The organism is Chryseobacterium sp. S0630, assembly GCF_024158915.1.
Lineage (GTDB): Bacteria > Bacteroidota > Bacteroidia > Flavobacteriales > Weeksellaceae > Chryseobacterium.
Genome location: NZ_JAMZGF010000038.1, coordinates 1 through 16,491 on the forward strand (window position 1 = coordinate 1; position 16,491 = coordinate 16,491).

The window sequence follows — 16,491 nt, forward strand, 5'->3', positions numbered from 1 at the left end:
AAAGTGTCAGATCTAAGGTTCATTCAAGACATTTATATGACCCTCAAAATCTCCTAAATTCTATTTCTTTATAACAAACAAGAGGCTGCCAAAACTTTTTGGACAGTCTCTTGCTGTTGTTGTAATCACGGTGAATCTCCTTTATTTTAATTTTGGAAAAGTAAATCCGGCGGCCTCGAAGAGGCCGCCGGATCAGTCAAAAATAATATTAAATTAATATGAAATTATAAAATTACGGTCTGTATAGAGTGTGCAGGAGCATTCAGCTTAGCAGCCATTCCTTCTATCCATAGATTGGTTTCAATATCATTGTCCGAATCGTTCATGATAACGGTTACCAGCTGTCCGTTTTCATTTATAAAAGCAGAAGATGTAAGGGCAGCTCTGTTGGAAGAACTTCCAATTCTCTGGGCATTCGGCTTGATATATTTTGAAACATGTCCTATATAATAGTATTCATAGGTATAGAATACCTCTCCTGTTTTAGTATCAGCAATAATTGGGGCAAAGCAGAAATTTCCTTTGTGATTGGGTCCTCCGGTTTCATCCAATAGAATATTCCAGTCAGTCCATAATGCATTTCCCTTGTTGAAGTCGTTCAGCATATTTTTGCTGTACAGTTCTCCCAGGCTTACATCATAGATTTTATCCATATTGAACTGTTCTTTACATCCCTCAGTAAAAGCCAGGAATTTATCAGGAAAAGCTCTGTGTGTTTCTGCTAAATTGTCAAAAAGTTGGGTTTTGTTATTCCATGTTTCATACCAGTGATAACCGATACCATGGGCATATTTTGAGGTTTCAGGATCACTTAAAGTAGTCGTTGCTCTCTGATAGATCAAGTCTCTGTTATGATCCCAGATCATTACTTTTTTATCTTTATATCCGTTTTTCCAAAGGGTTGGTCCAAGGTTCTTTTTCAGGAACTCTCCTTCTTCTTCGGCAGTATAAATACATGATTCCCAGCTTTGGGTAGCCATGGGTTCGTTCTGCACCGTTAATCCCCAGATATTAATTCCTCTCTTTTCATATTCTTTGATGAATTTGATATAATAATCTGCCCACGTCTGGTAGTACTGATTTTCCAATCTTCCGCCTTTATACAAGCTTTTATTTGATTTCATCCATGCTGGTGGGCTCCATGGAGAGAAATAAAAGGTAAAATTATTACCAATGGCTTTCTGAGCTTCTTTAATCATTGGGATTTTATACTTTTCATCGTGAGCCACATTAAAGGTCTTTAACGAAGTATCATTATCCTCTACATAGGTATAAGAATCACTGGAAAAGTCACAGGAATTCATATTGGTACGAACTACTGTGTATCCCAATCCGTTTTTTCCGAAATAAGCATCCAGAATTTCTTTCTGCTTATTCTTTGGCATTTTATAAAAAGTTTCTGCGGAGGCGTCTGTAATAGCACCTCCTATTCCTATCAGTTTCTGATATTTAAAATGGGGAGCTACAAAAATACAGGCATCCGTTTCTTTAGGCTGCCCGAACTGTTCAAATGTAACGGCTCCTTTATCCACCATCTTCTCATTTGCTTTTGAGTTGGTAAGGACCACTTTAGCTGTTTTTCCTGCATTTTTTTTCCAATAATTCTGAGCATTGATATTGATGGCAATGCCTACTACAAAACAACTTACAATTAGTTTTCTCATGATTTTTTTCTGTTTCCGGACCCATTCGGCCCTCATTTTCATTATTTATTTTGATAAACTCTTACGTAATCTATATAATACTTCTGTGGAAAAACCGCATCATCAATGCCTTCTTTTCCACCCCAAAATCCTCCTACGGCAAGATTTAAAATGATAAAGTAAGGTCTGTCGAAAGGCCATGCTTCATTGTTTCTCTCTTTATTTTCGTAGGTGAAAAATTTCTTATCATCTATATAAACATCGATCTTTTCGGGAGTCCAGTCTGCTTTATAGACATGGAACTTTTCGCTTGCATCCTTTACAAACAATGTATCTGTTTTCTGTGTTCCCTGGATATGATTGTATTTTTTGGTATGAACGGAAGCATGGATATAGCCTTGGTGATAGCCCACATGTTCCATGATATCCAGTTCACCATCATCCGGCCATTTCTTCATATTTTCGCTCATCATCCAAATGGCAGGCCAGGTTCCACGACCTTTGGGAAGCTTTGCTCTTACTTCTACTGTTCCATATTGAAAGGCAAATTTTCCTTTGGTTAAAAGTCTCGCAGAGGTATACTTACTGTTTTCCCGGTTTTCTTTTCTGGCTTCAATGATGAGATTTCCTTTCTCCATTCTGGCATTCTCAAGTCTGTTTTTGGTATAAAACTGAGCTTCTTCATTTCCAAATCCGCTTCCTCCGGTATCATAATTCCATTTTAATGAATCCGGAAGCCCTTTGCCATTAAATTCATCACTCCAAATCAGTGTCCTGCCGGAATCAGGTTTGTGTGAAGCACAATTGAATACAGAAAGGAAGAAAGCTCCTGTTGCAAAAATTCTGATCAGATTTTTAGCTTTGAGATTCATATGTATTAGGTTTTAAGTTTTGGCTAAAGCCATTTTTCTGACGTTTTAATGAGCGGATTAAAACCCGTCCTATTGAATTGAATTTATTTTGTCCAGGTGATTCTTTTGGTCTGAACATTTTGAGAATCAGTTCCGATCATAATATCAAACTCTCCGCTTTCCCAGTCAAAATTCAGATTATCATCAAAGAATTTCAAATCTTCCGGTGTCAATTTAAAATCAACTTTTTTGCTTTCTCCTTTTTTGATAAATATTTTCTGGAAACCTTTCAGTTCTTTTATCGGTCTTACTACTTTTCCAAACAGATCTCTTATATAAAGCTGTACCACTTCTTCCCCGTCATATTTCCCTGTATTGGAAACAGTAACGCTGATATTCAAGGTCTGATTTCCTGTAAGGTTTGTGGAATTTAAAACCATATCAGAATATTTAAAATCTGTATAACTTAAACCATATCCAAACGGGTATTTTGGATCATTATCAAGATCTATATAGGCTGAAACATAGTTTCTGTCTGTATTATTTTTTGCCGGTCTTCCTGTATTATAATGATTGTAATACATAGGAATCTGACCTACAGTTCTTGGAAAAGTCATTGGAAGTTTCCCACCTGGATTTACAGAGCCAAATACCACATCTGCAATAGAGTTTCCTGCTTCTGTTCCCAACCACCATGTGTACATAATGGCAGGAATATTGTCTGATGCCCAGTTGAAAATCAAAGGTCGTCCGGCATTGATCATCAGAATGATGGGTTTACCTGTTTTGGCAATTTCTTTTAACAAATCTTCCTGAACGCCGGTAAAACCAATATTACTTCGGCTTTTAGCTTCTCCGCTCATCGCATGGCCTTCTCCCAATGTCATAATGACAACATCAGCTTTTTTTGCCGTTTCAATGGCTTCAGCAAACTGACTTTTATCCTGATCGTCAACATTGCACCCTTTTGCATATAATAAAGTAGAGTTTTTATCCAGCTGGTTTTTAATTCCGTCAAATTGTGAAACGATTCTTTGATTATCATCTTTGAACGCAACAGACCAGAAACCATGATTAGCTACCGTTTCTTTACCGAAAGGGCCAATCAGAGCAACTGTTTTTGTAGTTTTTGAAAGCGGAAGAATATTTCCCTGGTTTTTAAGAAGAACAATACTTTTTGAACCGAATTCTCTTCCGAATTTTCTGTTTTCCTGATTATCGGTCTGTTCTTTCTGTCTTTTCTCATTACTGAACCTGTAAGGATCATCGAAAAGTCCCATTTCAAATTTTTTGGTTAAAATTCTTCCCGTTGCATCATTTACCAGTTTAGGATCTACTTTTCCTTCTTTAACCAATTTGGGAAGTTCTGCCATATACACACGGCTTTCCATGTCCATATCACTTCCACCCTGTATTGCTTTTTCGGCTGCCTCAGTACCATCTTTAGCATAACCGTGAGGAACCATTTCTCCGATGCTTCCCCAGTCTGAAACGACAAAGCCTTTATAATTCCATTTTCCTTTTAAAAGGTTTCTCTGAATATATTGATTGGCTGTTGCAGGAATTCCGTTAATATCATTGAAAGAATTCATGAAAGTGGCCACTCCTGCTTCTGCTGCAGCTTTGAATGGGGGAAGATAAGTTTCATTCAATTGTCTGAGACTCATATCTACAGAATTGTAATCTCTTCCGCCTACAGCTGCTCCGTAGGCTGCAAAGTGTTTTGCACAGGCCATTACGGCATCAAGACTTCCCAAGCCTCGGCCCTGAAATCCTTTAATTCTTGCTAAACCTATTTTTGTTCCAAGATAAGTATCTTCTCCTGAACCTTCCATTACTCTTCCCCATCTAGGATCTCTGGCAATATCCACCATTGGCGCAAACGTCCAGTGAATACCGTAGGCTGCTGCTTCCGTTGCTGCAATCCTTTCTGATCTTTCTATCATAGCCAGATCCCAACTTGCTGCCTGTCCAAGATTGACAGGGAATGTGGTACGATAGCCATGGATAACGTCCTGCCCGAACAATAAAGGAATTTTCAGCCTTGACTGCATAGCCAGTTTCTGGAAAGCTCTGGTTTCTTCAGAACCTGCTACATTCAGCATGGAACCTACCTTTCCTTTTTTAATTTCTTCTAAAACAGCAGCCGAATTGGAGTGCTGTGGTCCTGTGGCATATTCAAAACCACTGTATTGAACCATCTGCCCAACTTTTTCTTCCAAAGTCATTTTAGACAATAGCTCTGCTACTTTCTGATCAATGGTCTTTTGTCCGTAAGCATTCAATCCCAATGCAGAAAATGCCAGTAAGAAATAAACTCTTTTCATAGTATAAAATTAAAAAATATAGGTTGCTGTAGAACGTCCTGAAATTGTTACTGCAGCAGTTTTGCCGGCAAATTTAATATTAAAATTCTCATCTGCCTGATTATCGTTCTGTACAATTAAAACTATTTTCCCAAATTGAGTCTTAAAAGCAGCTGTTGAAAGTTGATCCGTCTGCGTGGAAGCGATGCGCTGAGAACCTGCAGGGATAAATTTTGAAGCGTGTGCAATAATATAATAGGACACATTTCTGGTGAAATTCTCACTGTCGGAAACGGTTATAGCTCCTTTACATTCTGTACATCCACCATCTGTATGAGGGGCAAATTTCGGATCGTTGGCAAGATTCCATTCCAGAGCTGTTTTACTCCAGTTTCTCATGGAACCTATGATTACATTTTTCGTATGCCAGTTCAGATCTTCGGTAAAAGTTCCTTTTGAACCTGTCCACTGCTCGGTAAAATATAAGTTTTTATCAGGGAAAGCATCATGTACTGTACTTAATGCAGAGATATCTCCTTCATACAAATGAAAAGCAGATCCGTCTATGTACTGATTGGCTTCAGAATCTTTTAAAATATTGATCGCATATTCAGGTTTGTTGCAATTGTGATCATATACAACAATTTTAGTAGTGATTCCGTTGGCTTTAAAAACCGGACCAAGATGGTTCTTAATAAAGTTTCCCTGTTGTTCAGACGGCATATACAAACTTGGGTTATTTCCAGGATGTAAAGGTTCATTCTGAGGAGTTACAGCATCAATGGTGATGCCTTCTTTTTTCATTCCCTGGATGTATTTTACAAAATATTGAGCGTATGTTCCATAGAATTCAGGTTTTAAACTTCCTCCTTTTGACTTTCCATTGTCCTTCATCCAAACCGGAGCAGACCATGGAGCAGCAATAATTTTAATAGAAGGATTGATCGCCAGAATCTCTTTCAGCATACCAATCAAAGCTTTGTCTTTTGCAAGACTGAATTTTGAAAGCGAAGGATCAGTCTGCCCTTCAGGAAGATCATCATATGAAAACACTTCACCATCAAGATCAGATGCGCCTATGCTTAATCTTAAATAACTGATGGAGATCGAATTCTTATTTTTTCCAAAAAGTTCGTGAAGCAGTGCTTTTCTTTTGGAAGGCGACAACCGGTTGATTACCTCAACACTTCCTCCTGTTAATGTATAGCCAAAGCCGTCAACATATTGAAACTTTTGAGAGTCATCAATTTCAATATTCTGAAAGCTGTTGGCATTATTTACAAATTTAACGGAAGTCTGCTGCTGTAATTTTACACTTGCATCACCTTTTGTAAGCCAGTACTGTACTTCGTTTCCTTTATTGGAAGCCACTAAGGTACATGATAAAGGAAAAAGGGCCACACCACTAAGTAGTGCGGCACCTCTAAAGAAACTATATAAGTTGTGAAACTTCATATTTTAGTAACCAGGATTTTGTTTTAAAGCTGTATTCGGCAATTCGTTGAACGGAATGGGAAGAATTTCATTTTTATTGGCCTTAAACCCTTTGAATGCAAGTACTGATGGAGCATCTCCCCATCTTACAAGGTCGAACCATCTGTGCCCTTCTCCTGCAAGCTCTCTTCTTCTTTCATCTTTAATAGCCTGTAAAGAAACAGGAACTGATGCTAAACCGACTCTTGCTCTTACTGCATCTAATAAAGCCTGAGCTCTTGCTCCTGAAGCACCTAAAGCTTCAGCTTCCATCAGATAAGTATCTGCTAATCTTATTGCAATATAATTTTGTCTGAAATTAAGCTCAGGAGGCCCTGGAAGTGATGTTTTTAAGGCGTTTGTAGGTAAATACTTGTTGAGGAAGTATCCGGTATCTGCAAAAGCAGGAGCATAAGTAACCTTACCCTCTGTCACTAGTTTTTTTGCATTGAAAACTGTAACGTTCAGTCTTGGATCATCCTGCATAAAAGTGACAAAGTTCTCTGTTACGGTATTAAATGCCCAGCCTGAATAAATATCAGGTGCATTATTATTCAGGATATTTTTTAATGAATAAGAACGAGGTCCTACCATTACGTTGATAGAGTTTCCTTCGTCTTTTCCCTGCCCCCAGAATCCCCAGTCAGAGCTTCCTTTATTGGTATGCATTACTTCAAGGATAGATTCTGATAAGAATTTATATTTATTTGGATCCTGGTCAGTTTCCAAGGCAACTTTAAATAAATCAGCATAATTTGCCACAAGTTTGTAGCCATACTGACTGGTTCCTCCTGGCGTACCATTTACTTCAGCAAATTGTGCGGCGGCCTGGGGCATTTTTTTATCATAAAGATAAATTTTACCTAGTATAGCTCTGGCCGTTCCCTGCGTTATTCTCCCCTTATCACTGATACTTGGTGTCATCATGAGGTCTGGAATAGCTGCAACGATATCGCTTTCTATCTGTGTATAAACATCACTTGGCTTGGCCTGTGGAACGTTCCAATAATTATCATCAAACTTTATTGTATTAAGAATCAAAGGAATATTTCCAAACATTCTTAGTAATTCAAAATAATATAAAGAACGAAGAACTTTAGCTTCTGCAATATATCTTTTTTTAAGGTCCTCATTCATATTTGCCCCCGGAACTCTTTCTATCAAAAGATTAGCCCGTGCAACTCCCTGATAGTAATCCCTCCAGTAGCTGGCAGGCATTGTATTGGCATTGATCATATAGTTATTCATTCCCTGAATACCCGCTCCGTCATTGGAATTTCCCCCACCGGAATAAAAATCATCAGACCCTGCATTAAAGAAAGTAACGGTATTTTCAAATCCAGCCGAATATTTTCTTAAAGGATCATATACGGAAATCAATGCACTGAAAGACTGCTGCTCATTCTGAAAATACAAATCTGTATTAAAAGATCCTGAATTCTTTACATCATCCAGATAGGAATCACTACAACCGATATTGGTAAAACTCAGACCTGTCAGTAATGCTACGGCAAGTCCTTTATATATTAAATTCTTATTTTTCATTTTGTTGGTCATTAAAATTGAATATTAGCTCCTATAAGGAATGTTCTGGCTTGTGGATAGTAAGCCCTGTCTACACCGATAATGTCCTGTTCAGAATTATTTCTTCCTGCAATTTCCGGATCATATCCTGTATACTTTGTAAAAGTAACCAGGTTTTCTCCTGTGATGTACAGTCTTACCTTGCTCATTCCAAAGCGTTTTGTAACATCCTGAGGAATGGTATATCCTAGCTGAACAATTTTCAGACGCACATAATCTCCTTTCTGAAGGTAGTAGTTAGACATCCATGAATAGTTGTGGTTAGAATCATTGCGGGTAAGTCTTGGATTATCATTGGTAGATCCTTCACCTGTCCATCTGTCTAGGATTCTTGTTTGGTAATTCGCATCAGGAATATCTAATCTTCTTAACCCCTGAAAAATCTTGTTACCAGCCTGTCCTTGCGCAAACATCATCAGATCAAAATTCTTATAGCTCATATTCACAGTAAGTCCAAAAGTATATTTTGGTATAGAGCTTCCTAAGTTTACTTTATCATTGTCGTCAATTTTACCATCTCCATTATTATCCTGCCAGATAAAGTCCCCAGGTTTTGCATCGGGTAATAATTTTACACCATTAGCATTTACATAATTGTCAATTTGTGCCTGATTCTGGAAAACCCCACTATAGGTCTGACCATAAAATGATCCGTAGGGCTGCCCTACTGCTACTCTGGATACCGCTCCCATAGTCTGGAAAGAAGCCAGATTGAAGTATTCAATATCATCCTCCAATCTAAGAACTTTGTTCTTTATAGTTGCGAAGTTACCATTAACCGAAATGCTGAAATCCTCCCAATTTTTCTTGTAGCCTAATTCAAGTTCAACACCTGAGTTTTCCATATCTCCTACATTTGCCCAAGGTGAAACAGGAACTCCTACATAACCTGGTATATTGATTTGTCTAAGAATATCGGTTGTTTTCTTTTTGTACCAGTCTGCTGTAAGGGTAAAATTGTTGAATAATTTCAAATCTGCAGCAATATTCAGCTGGCTTGTCTGTTCCCACTTCAAATTAGGGTTTTCCAGAGTACTTTTTGCATACCCAATGATAATATTATTACTGGAGTTGGTATAATTGCTACCGGAAACCATGAAACTTGCAAATCTGAAGTTATCCATTTCGTCATTCCCTAACACTCCGTAACCTCCTCTTAATTTTAAATTATTAACGACATTATTCTCTGGCCAGAAGTTTTCTTTATGAACATTCCACCCTAATGACATAGATGGGAAAGTTCCCCAGTGTTGATTGGTAGCAAATTTTGAAGAACCATCTCTACGGATTGTTCCTGTAAATAAGTATTTATCTGCGTAATCATAAATGATTCTACCAAAATAAGATGCTTTTCGGGTCTCGATCCCATCCCATCCTTTTGCTGTAATATTTTCCCTGGGAATATCAAAGTTGAAGGAAGCATCCTGCCAGTTATCAATAGGAAGATTACTGTAGGTCAAACTGGCACCGCCCGCAATGTTGTATCGGTAAACACCCTGCCCAACCATAATATTGATGTTGTGATCACCAAACTTATTCTGATAGGTCAATGTATTTTCCATGCTCCATTCAAACTTATTTTCGTCCACCTTATTCAGACTGTTAAAACCGGTATTATTAAAATTTGGGCTTAAATAATATTTCGGTGTAAAGGAGCGGCTTCCCCAATAGGATTTCTTACCATTTAAACTTGTTTTGAAAGTGAAGTGATCAAGAAACTTAAGCTCTGCAAAAACATTCCCCACAAAATCATCAGACCAATTATAATTGCCTTGCTGTATGTGACGGAAAGCCTGCGGATTGGTCATCTCGTTATTTACATATGGGGAAATTCCGTAAGGTCGTCCCTCAGAATCACGGATGATATAAGGATTACTATAACCGTTCGAATCTACCATTGACCAATCTGTCACGACAACCGGCGTGATAGGATCCAGGTTAACAGCTGAAGCTAAAGGCCCTCCAAATTCTTCGTTTGCACTTACTCCCTGAGATTTCACATGGGTATAGGCAAAGGTTTGCCCTATGGTTAGGTAATCCGTAACTTTATGGGTTGAGTTGAATCTCGCGTTGATTCTCTTGTAGTAAGAAATATCGCTCATTACAATCCCAGACTGATCAAAATATCCGAATGATGTGTAGTATGTTGATTTTTCATTACCACCTGTAATGCTTACTTCGTGTGAGGATTTTTCACCTGTTCCGAAAATAGCATCCTGCCAGTTGGTTCCTTTTCCAAATGATTCCGGATTGGTAAATCTGGGAGTTCCTCCATCATTTACAAAACCCTCATTGATAATTTTAGCATACTGCGTAGCATCCAGAAGATCCAGTTTTTTGGAAGCATTTGAAAAACCATAGAAGCCATTGTAAGAAAGAGTCAGTTTTCCTTTTTTTCCTTTTTTAGTAGTCACCAGAATTACTCCTTTTGCCGCAGAAACGCCATAGATTGCAGATGAAGCTCCATCTTTTAGTACTTCAATACTTTCTATATCAGACTGGTTAAGCCATCCGATATTATCCACCACAATACCGTCTACTACCCATAACGGACTGTTACTTCCCGCTCCAAAACTGGTAATTCCTCTTACACGTACTGTAGCAGCAGCACCAGGTTGTCCTGAATTGGTCACTACAGAAACCCCGGCAGCTCTTCCCTGTAAAACCTGTTCCGGCTTACCAGACGGAATATTTTCTATGTCGCTGGCTTTAATACTCGCAATAGCTCCTGTTACGTTACTCTTTTTCTGAGTTCCATAACCGATGACTACCACTTCGTCTATTTTGTTTTCTTTCGCAAGTGTGTCCTTCGCCTTGGTGGTCTGGGCACTGAAGTTGGCCGTAAAATAGAGGACGGCAACCACTCCTACGCTTCTTGATATTCTTACATTCATATACAGTTATTGTTTAATTCTCAAATTGAGACAATAAAAATATATTTTTTTTTAATTAATTAACATTCTATTCATAAATATTTTAATTTTTCTTTTATTTTTCAGGGTTAGAAGCCCTATCTTCGCATCAATATTTCATAAAATATCATAAAAAATTAATAAAGTTATCTCCCAAAATGATCGTCAAGCCATCCAAAATTTCCCTTCCATTAAAACTTACCTTTCTCATTTTTTCAATGGTTTTGAACTGTATGGGATTGGTGATTCTGCAATTGTCAGAAGAGAAAATCACCTATGGAGAACTGGGTCTTTTAGAATCTTTTAAAGATCTACCTATTGCTTTTATTTCGCTTTTTGCAGTGAGCTTTATCAACAAAACTGGTCCTAAAAAAGCATTGATTCTGGCTCTGGCCATTGTTGGATTCTGTTCCTGCCTTCTTCCTTTTGTAAAGGTTTTCTGGTTTTATAAATTGTGGTTTGCCATTATAGGAGCCTGCTTCGCGATTGGAAAAATCTGTGTTTTTGGGATTATAAGGAATAATATTTCGGATGAAAAATCCCTGGCGAAGACCATGAATAATGTAGAAGCCTCTTTTATGATCGGAATTTTCGTAGTAAATACCGGTTTTGGATGGGTAATCTCCAGCCAGTATTCGGAATTCTGGAAGTTTGGGTTCTTATTGATTGCTTTATTATCTGTGTTGACTATTTTTCTGCTTTCGAAGATAGAAATAGTAGAGTCCAAGCCTATGGAAAGCAAGAGTATCCTCTCAGAACTATCAGGGTTTACCGCACCAGCAGTAGCTTTGTTTTTAGGAGTAGTCTTTTTTATCGTCTTCGTGGAACAAGGATTCAATTCATGGCTTCCTTCTTTTTATAAAAACCATCTGAAGGTCAATTCATTTTTTGCACTTCAGGCCACATCATTTCTATCCATTTTTTCTTATGCCGGAAGAACAGTTACTGCCAATATTATCAAAAGGTTTTCATTACCCAGGTATTATATTACTTGTATGACTTTGACTATCACCTTACTGATCATTATACTGGGCATACAGTACTTTGACTCTGAAGATTCCAGGTTCTTACTTTTTTTATTTCCGGTTATTGGCTTGTTTCTTTCACCCCTCTACCCCGTGATCAATTCAAGAATGATTGCTCAGGTGGATAAAGATAAGATTAATCTTTTCACCTCCCTTATTGTTATATTTTCTTCCCTGGGTAGCTCTGTAAGCTCTATTATTATGGCTGTTTTGTTTGAAAAACAATTGTTAAATTATTATCCATTATACATCTTATCTTCTGTAATTCTGCTATTTGTGATTAGTTTTGTATATTTTACTGTCACAAATAGAAAATAGTTTTATTTTTACTGCCATGAAAATCAAAGACACAAAAAGTAAAGAAACGCTACAGGAACTCATTGACACGAAAGATTTCGTAGCGCATATTTCTGTTGACTGCACCATATTCGGCTTTCATAATAACATTCTGAAAGTTTTGCTTTTAAAATATCATGATCTGGATCTATGGTCACTTCCAGGTGGTTTTGTTTTCAATGACGAAGACCTTAGAGAAGCTGCTGAAAGGGTATTGTTTGAAAGAACACATCTTAAAGGATTATTTTTGAAACAATTTCATACCTTCGGAAGAATAGACCGTACAGAGAACAATGTACATCAGATTCTCCTTAAAAATAAAGGAATAACCGTTCCTGAAGATCACTGGATTTTCCAGCGGTTCGTTACAGTAGGATACTGCAGCCTTATCGATTTTTCACTAACGGACACTTTCCCTGATGCTTTCAATGAAAGCTGTGAATGGTTTGAAGTAAACAATCTTCCTAAAATGGCCTTCGACCATGACAGAATTATAGAGACAGGTCTTGAATATCTGAGAATGAATATCAATACAGAGGTTGCAGCAAGTAATCTTCTTCCGGAGAAATTTACTATGAAAGATCTTCAGGCTCTTTATGAAACTATTTTAGGACAGAAATTCAGAAGAAATAATTTTCAGCGAAAAATTTTAAGTTTAAATATTCTGGACAGAATGGAAAAACTGTATGACGGCTCGGCCAATAAAGCTCCTTATCTGTATAAATTTAAAACTGAAGTTCATAATTCTACCAATCAGTATCCTATCTCTAATGATGAGGAGTCATAAAAATATAAATTTAATTAAAATCATAAACAAAGTAGCAGTAGCCCTCTGAAAATCAATAGTAAAACAAGTTTTTAAAAAAATTTTCAAGACATCACGAAAAATGTTACTTTTAACCAAATCAAAAAATCATGTCATATTATCCTCTTACAAGCATCCCTGATTATTATGGAATTGATGCTTTACTTACTGAAGAACATAAACTAATCCGCCAATCTGTAAGAGACTGGGTGGAAAGTTTTGTAATGCCGCAGATAGATCAGGCCGCTCAAAATCATACAGATATTCCTAATCTTATGAGAGAATTGGGAAAAATCGGAGCACTGGGACCTTATATTCCGGTTGAGTATGGCGGTTCAGGATTAGACCAGATTTCTTATGGTCTGATTATGCAGGAGTTGGAAAGAGGAGATTCTGCAGTACGTTCTGCAGCTTCGGTACAGAGTTCATTGGTGATGTTCCCTATTAACGAATTCGGTTCTGAGGAACAGAAAAAGAAATATCTTCCAAAGCTTGCTGCCGGAGAAATGATTGGATCTTTTGGATTGACTGAGCCTAACCATGGTTCTGACCCAGGTTCAATGGAAACTTATTTTAAAGATATGGGCGATCATTATCTTTTAAATGGGGCGAAAATGTGGATCACCAACTCTCCTTTATGCGACATCGCTGTAGTATGGGCAAAAAATGAGGAAGGAAAAGTGCAGGGATTAATCGTTGAAAGAGGAATGGAAGGTTTCACCACTCCAGAAACTCACAATAAATGGAGCTTAAGAGCTTCCAAAACCGGAGAGCTGGTATTTAATGATGTAAAAGTTCCGAAAGAAAACCTTCTTCCAGGAGTAACAGGATTAAAAGGACCTCTATCATGTCTGAACTCTGCAAGATATGGAATTTCATGGGGAGTAATTGGTGCTGCTATTGACTGCCACTGTACTGCTGTTCAATATTCTAAAGAAAGAAAACAGTTTGGAAAACCAATTGGTTCTTACCAGCTTCAGCAGAAAAAACTGGCTGAATTCCTGACAGAGATTACAAAAGCTCAGTTACTTTGTCTTCAGCTAGGAAATCTTAAAAATGCCCACAAAGCAACTCCTGCTCAGATCTCTATGGCTAAACGTAACAACGTACATATGGCTATTGAAATTGCCAGAGAATCCAGACAGATCCTTGGAGGTATGGGAATCATGGGTGAATTCCCGATGATGAGACACGCTGCAAACCTTGAATCTGTAATTACTTATGAAGGAACGCATGATGTTCACTTACTAATCACCGGATTGGATATTACAGGAATCAACGCTTTCTAAAAAAGATAAAAATATAAATAAAGAGTCTGGCCAATGGTCAGACTCTTTTATTTTACTCACTTTGCGGAGAATTGATATTCAATGAATAATTATTAATACTCTAAAGTTTTTGTGATTTTATTAAAATTATTACTTTAATACCACACAAAAACAAACAATATGAGAAAAATTACGATTTTTTTATTAAGTCTTACCGCACCATTTTACTTTGCCCAACAGGCTGGTGATGTTGTAAGTGCCGAACAGAAACTGGATTTAACACCACAAGGAGTCATCAATTTTATCGCCAGTAATCTTGGTGATCAGAATGCTCCGGAATTTGCCAACTACCTGAACAGCTTCAATCTTGGGCTGAAAGGTTACAAAATCACCTATTACACCAAAAATGAAAACAATGTTCTTGTAAAAGCTACAGGATTATTGATGTACCCAAACGTACCCTTCAAACTCTCAACAGTAGTATCCGATCATGGAACAACAGACAGCAGAAATAATGTTCCGTCTAATTTTAAAGGGGCTTTAACCGCAGGATTTGTTGTTGAATTATCTTATGTACTCAACGGATATATTTTGATGGCTCCCGACTACGTAGGGATGGGAACTGGAGATGGCGTTCACCCTTATGTAGATTATGCCACAGAGGCTGGTGCTACCATAGATTTTATAACCGCAGCGAATAAAGTATTGGCACAGCTGAATATTAAACGTTATGACGAATATTTCTTAGCCGGATATTCTCAAGGCGCTCATGCGGCGATGTCTACATTAAAAAGATTAAGTATTTCAAATCCCAATAATATAAAATTCAAATATGCCTACATGGGAGACGGACCTTATGATTTCTCCGGAGTCACGTTAAATAAAGGAGTCCTTGAAAAAGATATCTACCCTTTCACCTCATTCCTGGCCAATGTACTTCATACCTGCAACAATACAGGTTATAAAACCTATAATAATGACATTTCAGAAGTTATTTCTGCAGAATATCTTGACAAATACAACTATCACGTCGTTCAGGATAACGGAGGACTTTTGTGGGGGCCTGTAATATGGAGAAAGCTCTTTACCACCAACTTTGTAAATGATGTCACCAACAATCCTAATAACAAGTTAAGATTATGCATGAAACCTAAAGATGTGTATGACTGGTACAATAAAACTCCAATGACATTAGGGCATTCTACCGTAGATTTAACTATTCCACCTGAAAATACTTCTAAAACTATTGATGTTCAGCGTGGATATTACCCATGGTGGGACCTGAATAAGTATAAACTGGATTCTTTTTACTGGGGACCACTGGGCCATGTGGGAGGAATTCTACCGTTCACCTTAGCATCTAATGCCAAGTTCAATACTTTGAGGAGCGGCGGACTTCTTAATGAATGGGCTATTGCAGGATCAATCTTCGGTAAGCAATCGACAGAGAAAACTTCTGACAAGCCTACCCTTTTATCCTCACAGATAAAACCAGATTTAGGTAACATGCAGCTTATTGAAATTACAGATTTCAATAAAGAAAAAGCACAGAGCAGAACAGCCAGCAACCAAAATTTATCAACTTTAAAAGACGGAGTTTATTTATTGAAAGTATCAGAAAACAATGAAAATAAAATAATTCCATACATCAAAAACACGCCTCAGGAAGTTACCGAAAACGAAATTGTACAATCTGTGAATGCATCCGTTTTGCAATTAAAAGTAGATCAGGAAGAACTTACTGCTGTGAATATTTTTGATGAAAATAAAACATTGATCAAAAGTATTTCGCAAAAACAATATCGTGAATCCGGAGGAATCAATATTCAGGAGCTGGAAAACAAAAACTATACGTTTGAGGTTGTTACTCCTTACTACAATCTTCAGTTCAGTAAAGCGGTTGGAGGAACAATATCATCAGAAAATAACACTGATATTTACACTCAAAGACAACAAATTGTAGCTAAATCCGGCAATGATATTAAAAACATTAGTATTTACAGCATTTCCGGTGCTCTGATCGTTCAACAGGAAGTTAATAAACCAGTGTTTGAATCCAGAAACTTAGAATCAGGAGTATATCTTGTACAAGTCACACTTTCTAATGGAAAAACCATCAGCAAAAAAATAAAACTGTAAAAACAATCACTCTTCATATCTCATTTCAAGTTAATTTTGGCACTTCAGCAATGAAGTGCTTTTTTATGGATGAGCAATTACAATAACTCCACTAAAAATAATTGGAGATAAATTTCATTTTAAAATACTTAAAATTACACAATCCATTA

The 16,491-nt window shown here is 37.3% G+C and carries 10 protein-coding genes; 4 read left to right on the top strand and 6 right to left on the bottom strand.

Going from position 1 to position 16,491, the window contains the following annotated elements:
- Positions 1-224 precede the first annotated feature (224 nt).
- The 6 genes from NK356_RS15975 to NK356_RS16000 form a co-directional block, all read right to left on the bottom strand.
- Positions 225-1,664, bottom strand: coding sequence for a glycoside hydrolase family 30 beta sandwich domain-containing protein (locus tag NK356_RS15975; RefSeq protein WP_034698435.1), 1,440 nt, complete (start codon positions 1,662-1,664; stop codon positions 225-227).
- Between the two features lie 41 nt (positions 1,665-1,705).
- Entirely contained in the window at positions 1,706-2,515 is an 810-nt protein-coding gene (locus NK356_RS15980) for a family 16 glycosylhydrolase (protein WP_034698438.1), read from the bottom strand.
- An 83-nt stretch (positions 2,516-2,598) separates the two neighbouring features.
- Positions 2,599-4,821, bottom strand: coding sequence for a beta-glucosidase BglX (gene bglX, locus NK356_RS15985; protein ID WP_253317439.1), 2,223 nt, complete (start codon positions 4,819-4,821; stop codon positions 2,599-2,601).
- Between the two features lie 9 nt (positions 4,822-4,830).
- Positions 4,831-6,255, bottom strand: a complete 1,425-nt coding sequence (locus NK356_RS15990) for a glycoside hydrolase family 30 beta sandwich domain-containing protein (RefSeq protein ID WP_253317440.1) — start codon at positions 6,253-6,255, stop codon at positions 4,831-4,833.
- A 3-nt stretch (positions 6,256-6,258) separates the two neighbouring features.
- Positions 6,259-7,818 (bottom strand): RagB/SusD family nutrient uptake outer membrane protein, encoded by a 1,560-nt coding sequence (locus NK356_RS15995; RefSeq protein ID WP_253317441.1) that lies wholly within the window; start codon positions 7,816-7,818, stop codon positions 6,259-6,261.
- An 11-nt stretch (positions 7,819-7,829) separates the two neighbouring features.
- Entirely contained in the window at positions 7,830-10,751 is a 2,922-nt protein-coding gene (locus NK356_RS16000) for a TonB-dependent receptor (protein WP_253317442.1), read from the bottom strand.
- A 176-nt stretch (positions 10,752-10,927) separates the two neighbouring features.
- On the opposite strand from NK356_RS16000, the gene NK356_RS16005 reads away from it, so the two are divergent.
- From NK356_RS16005 to NK356_RS16020, 4 genes are all read left to right on the top strand, one after another.
- Positions 10,928-12,112, top strand: coding sequence for a sugar MFS transporter (locus NK356_RS16005; protein ID WP_253317443.1), 1,185 nt, complete (start codon positions 10,928-10,930; stop codon positions 12,110-12,112).
- A 16-nt stretch (positions 12,113-12,128) separates the two neighbouring features.
- Entirely contained in the window at positions 12,129-12,917 is a 789-nt protein-coding gene (locus NK356_RS16010; RefSeq protein ID WP_051934549.1) for an NUDIX domain-containing protein, read from the top strand.
- A 128-nt stretch (positions 12,918-13,045) separates the two neighbouring features.
- Complete coding sequence (locus NK356_RS16015) at positions 13,046-14,224, top strand: acyl-CoA dehydrogenase family protein (RefSeq protein ID WP_034698448.1); 1,179 nt, start codon at positions 13,046-13,048, stop codon at positions 14,222-14,224.
- A 159-nt stretch (positions 14,225-14,383) separates the two neighbouring features.
- Positions 14,384-16,342: a T9SS type A sorting domain-containing protein gene (locus NK356_RS16020; protein ID WP_253317444.1), complete on the top strand. Its 1,959-nt coding sequence runs from the start codon at positions 14,384-14,386 to the stop codon at positions 16,340-16,342.
- Positions 16,343-16,491 lie beyond the last annotated feature (149 nt).

Excerpts from the sequence above, each read along its gene's own strand:
- NK356_RS15975 (WP_034698435.1), bottom strand. The coding sequence starts at position 1,664 with ATGAGAAAACTAATTGTAAGTTGTTTTGTAGTAGGCATTGCCATCAAT.
- NK356_RS15980 (WP_034698438.1), bottom strand. The coding sequence starts at position 2,515 with ATGAATCTCAAAGCTAAAAATCTGATCAGAATTTTTGCAACAGGAGCT.
- bglX (WP_253317439.1), bottom strand. The coding sequence starts at position 4,821 with ATGAAAAGAGTTTATTTCTTACTGGCATTTTCTGCATTGGGATTGAAT.
- NK356_RS15990 (WP_253317440.1), bottom strand. The coding sequence starts at position 6,255 with ATGAAGTTTCACAACTTATATAGTTTCTTTAGAGGTGCCGCACTACTT.
- NK356_RS15995 (WP_253317441.1), bottom strand. The coding sequence starts at position 7,818 with ATGAAAAATAAGAATTTAATATATAAAGGACTTGCCGTAGCATTACTG.
- NK356_RS16000 (WP_253317442.1), bottom strand. The coding sequence starts at position 10,751 with ATGAATGTAAGAATATCAAGAAGCGTAGGAGTGGTTGCCGTCCTCTAT.
- NK356_RS16005 (WP_253317443.1), top strand. The coding sequence starts at position 10,928 with ATGATCGTCAAGCCATCCAAAATTTCCCTTCCATTAAAACTTACCTTT.
- NK356_RS16010 (WP_051934549.1), top strand. The coding sequence starts at position 12,129 with ATGAAAATCAAAGACACAAAAAGTAAAGAAACGCTACAGGAACTCATT.
- NK356_RS16015 (WP_034698448.1), top strand. The coding sequence starts at position 13,046 with ATGTCATATTATCCTCTTACAAGCATCCCTGATTATTATGGAATTGAT.
- NK356_RS16020 (WP_253317444.1), top strand. The coding sequence starts at position 14,384 with ATGAGAAAAATTACGATTTTTTTATTAAGTCTTACCGCACCATTTTAC.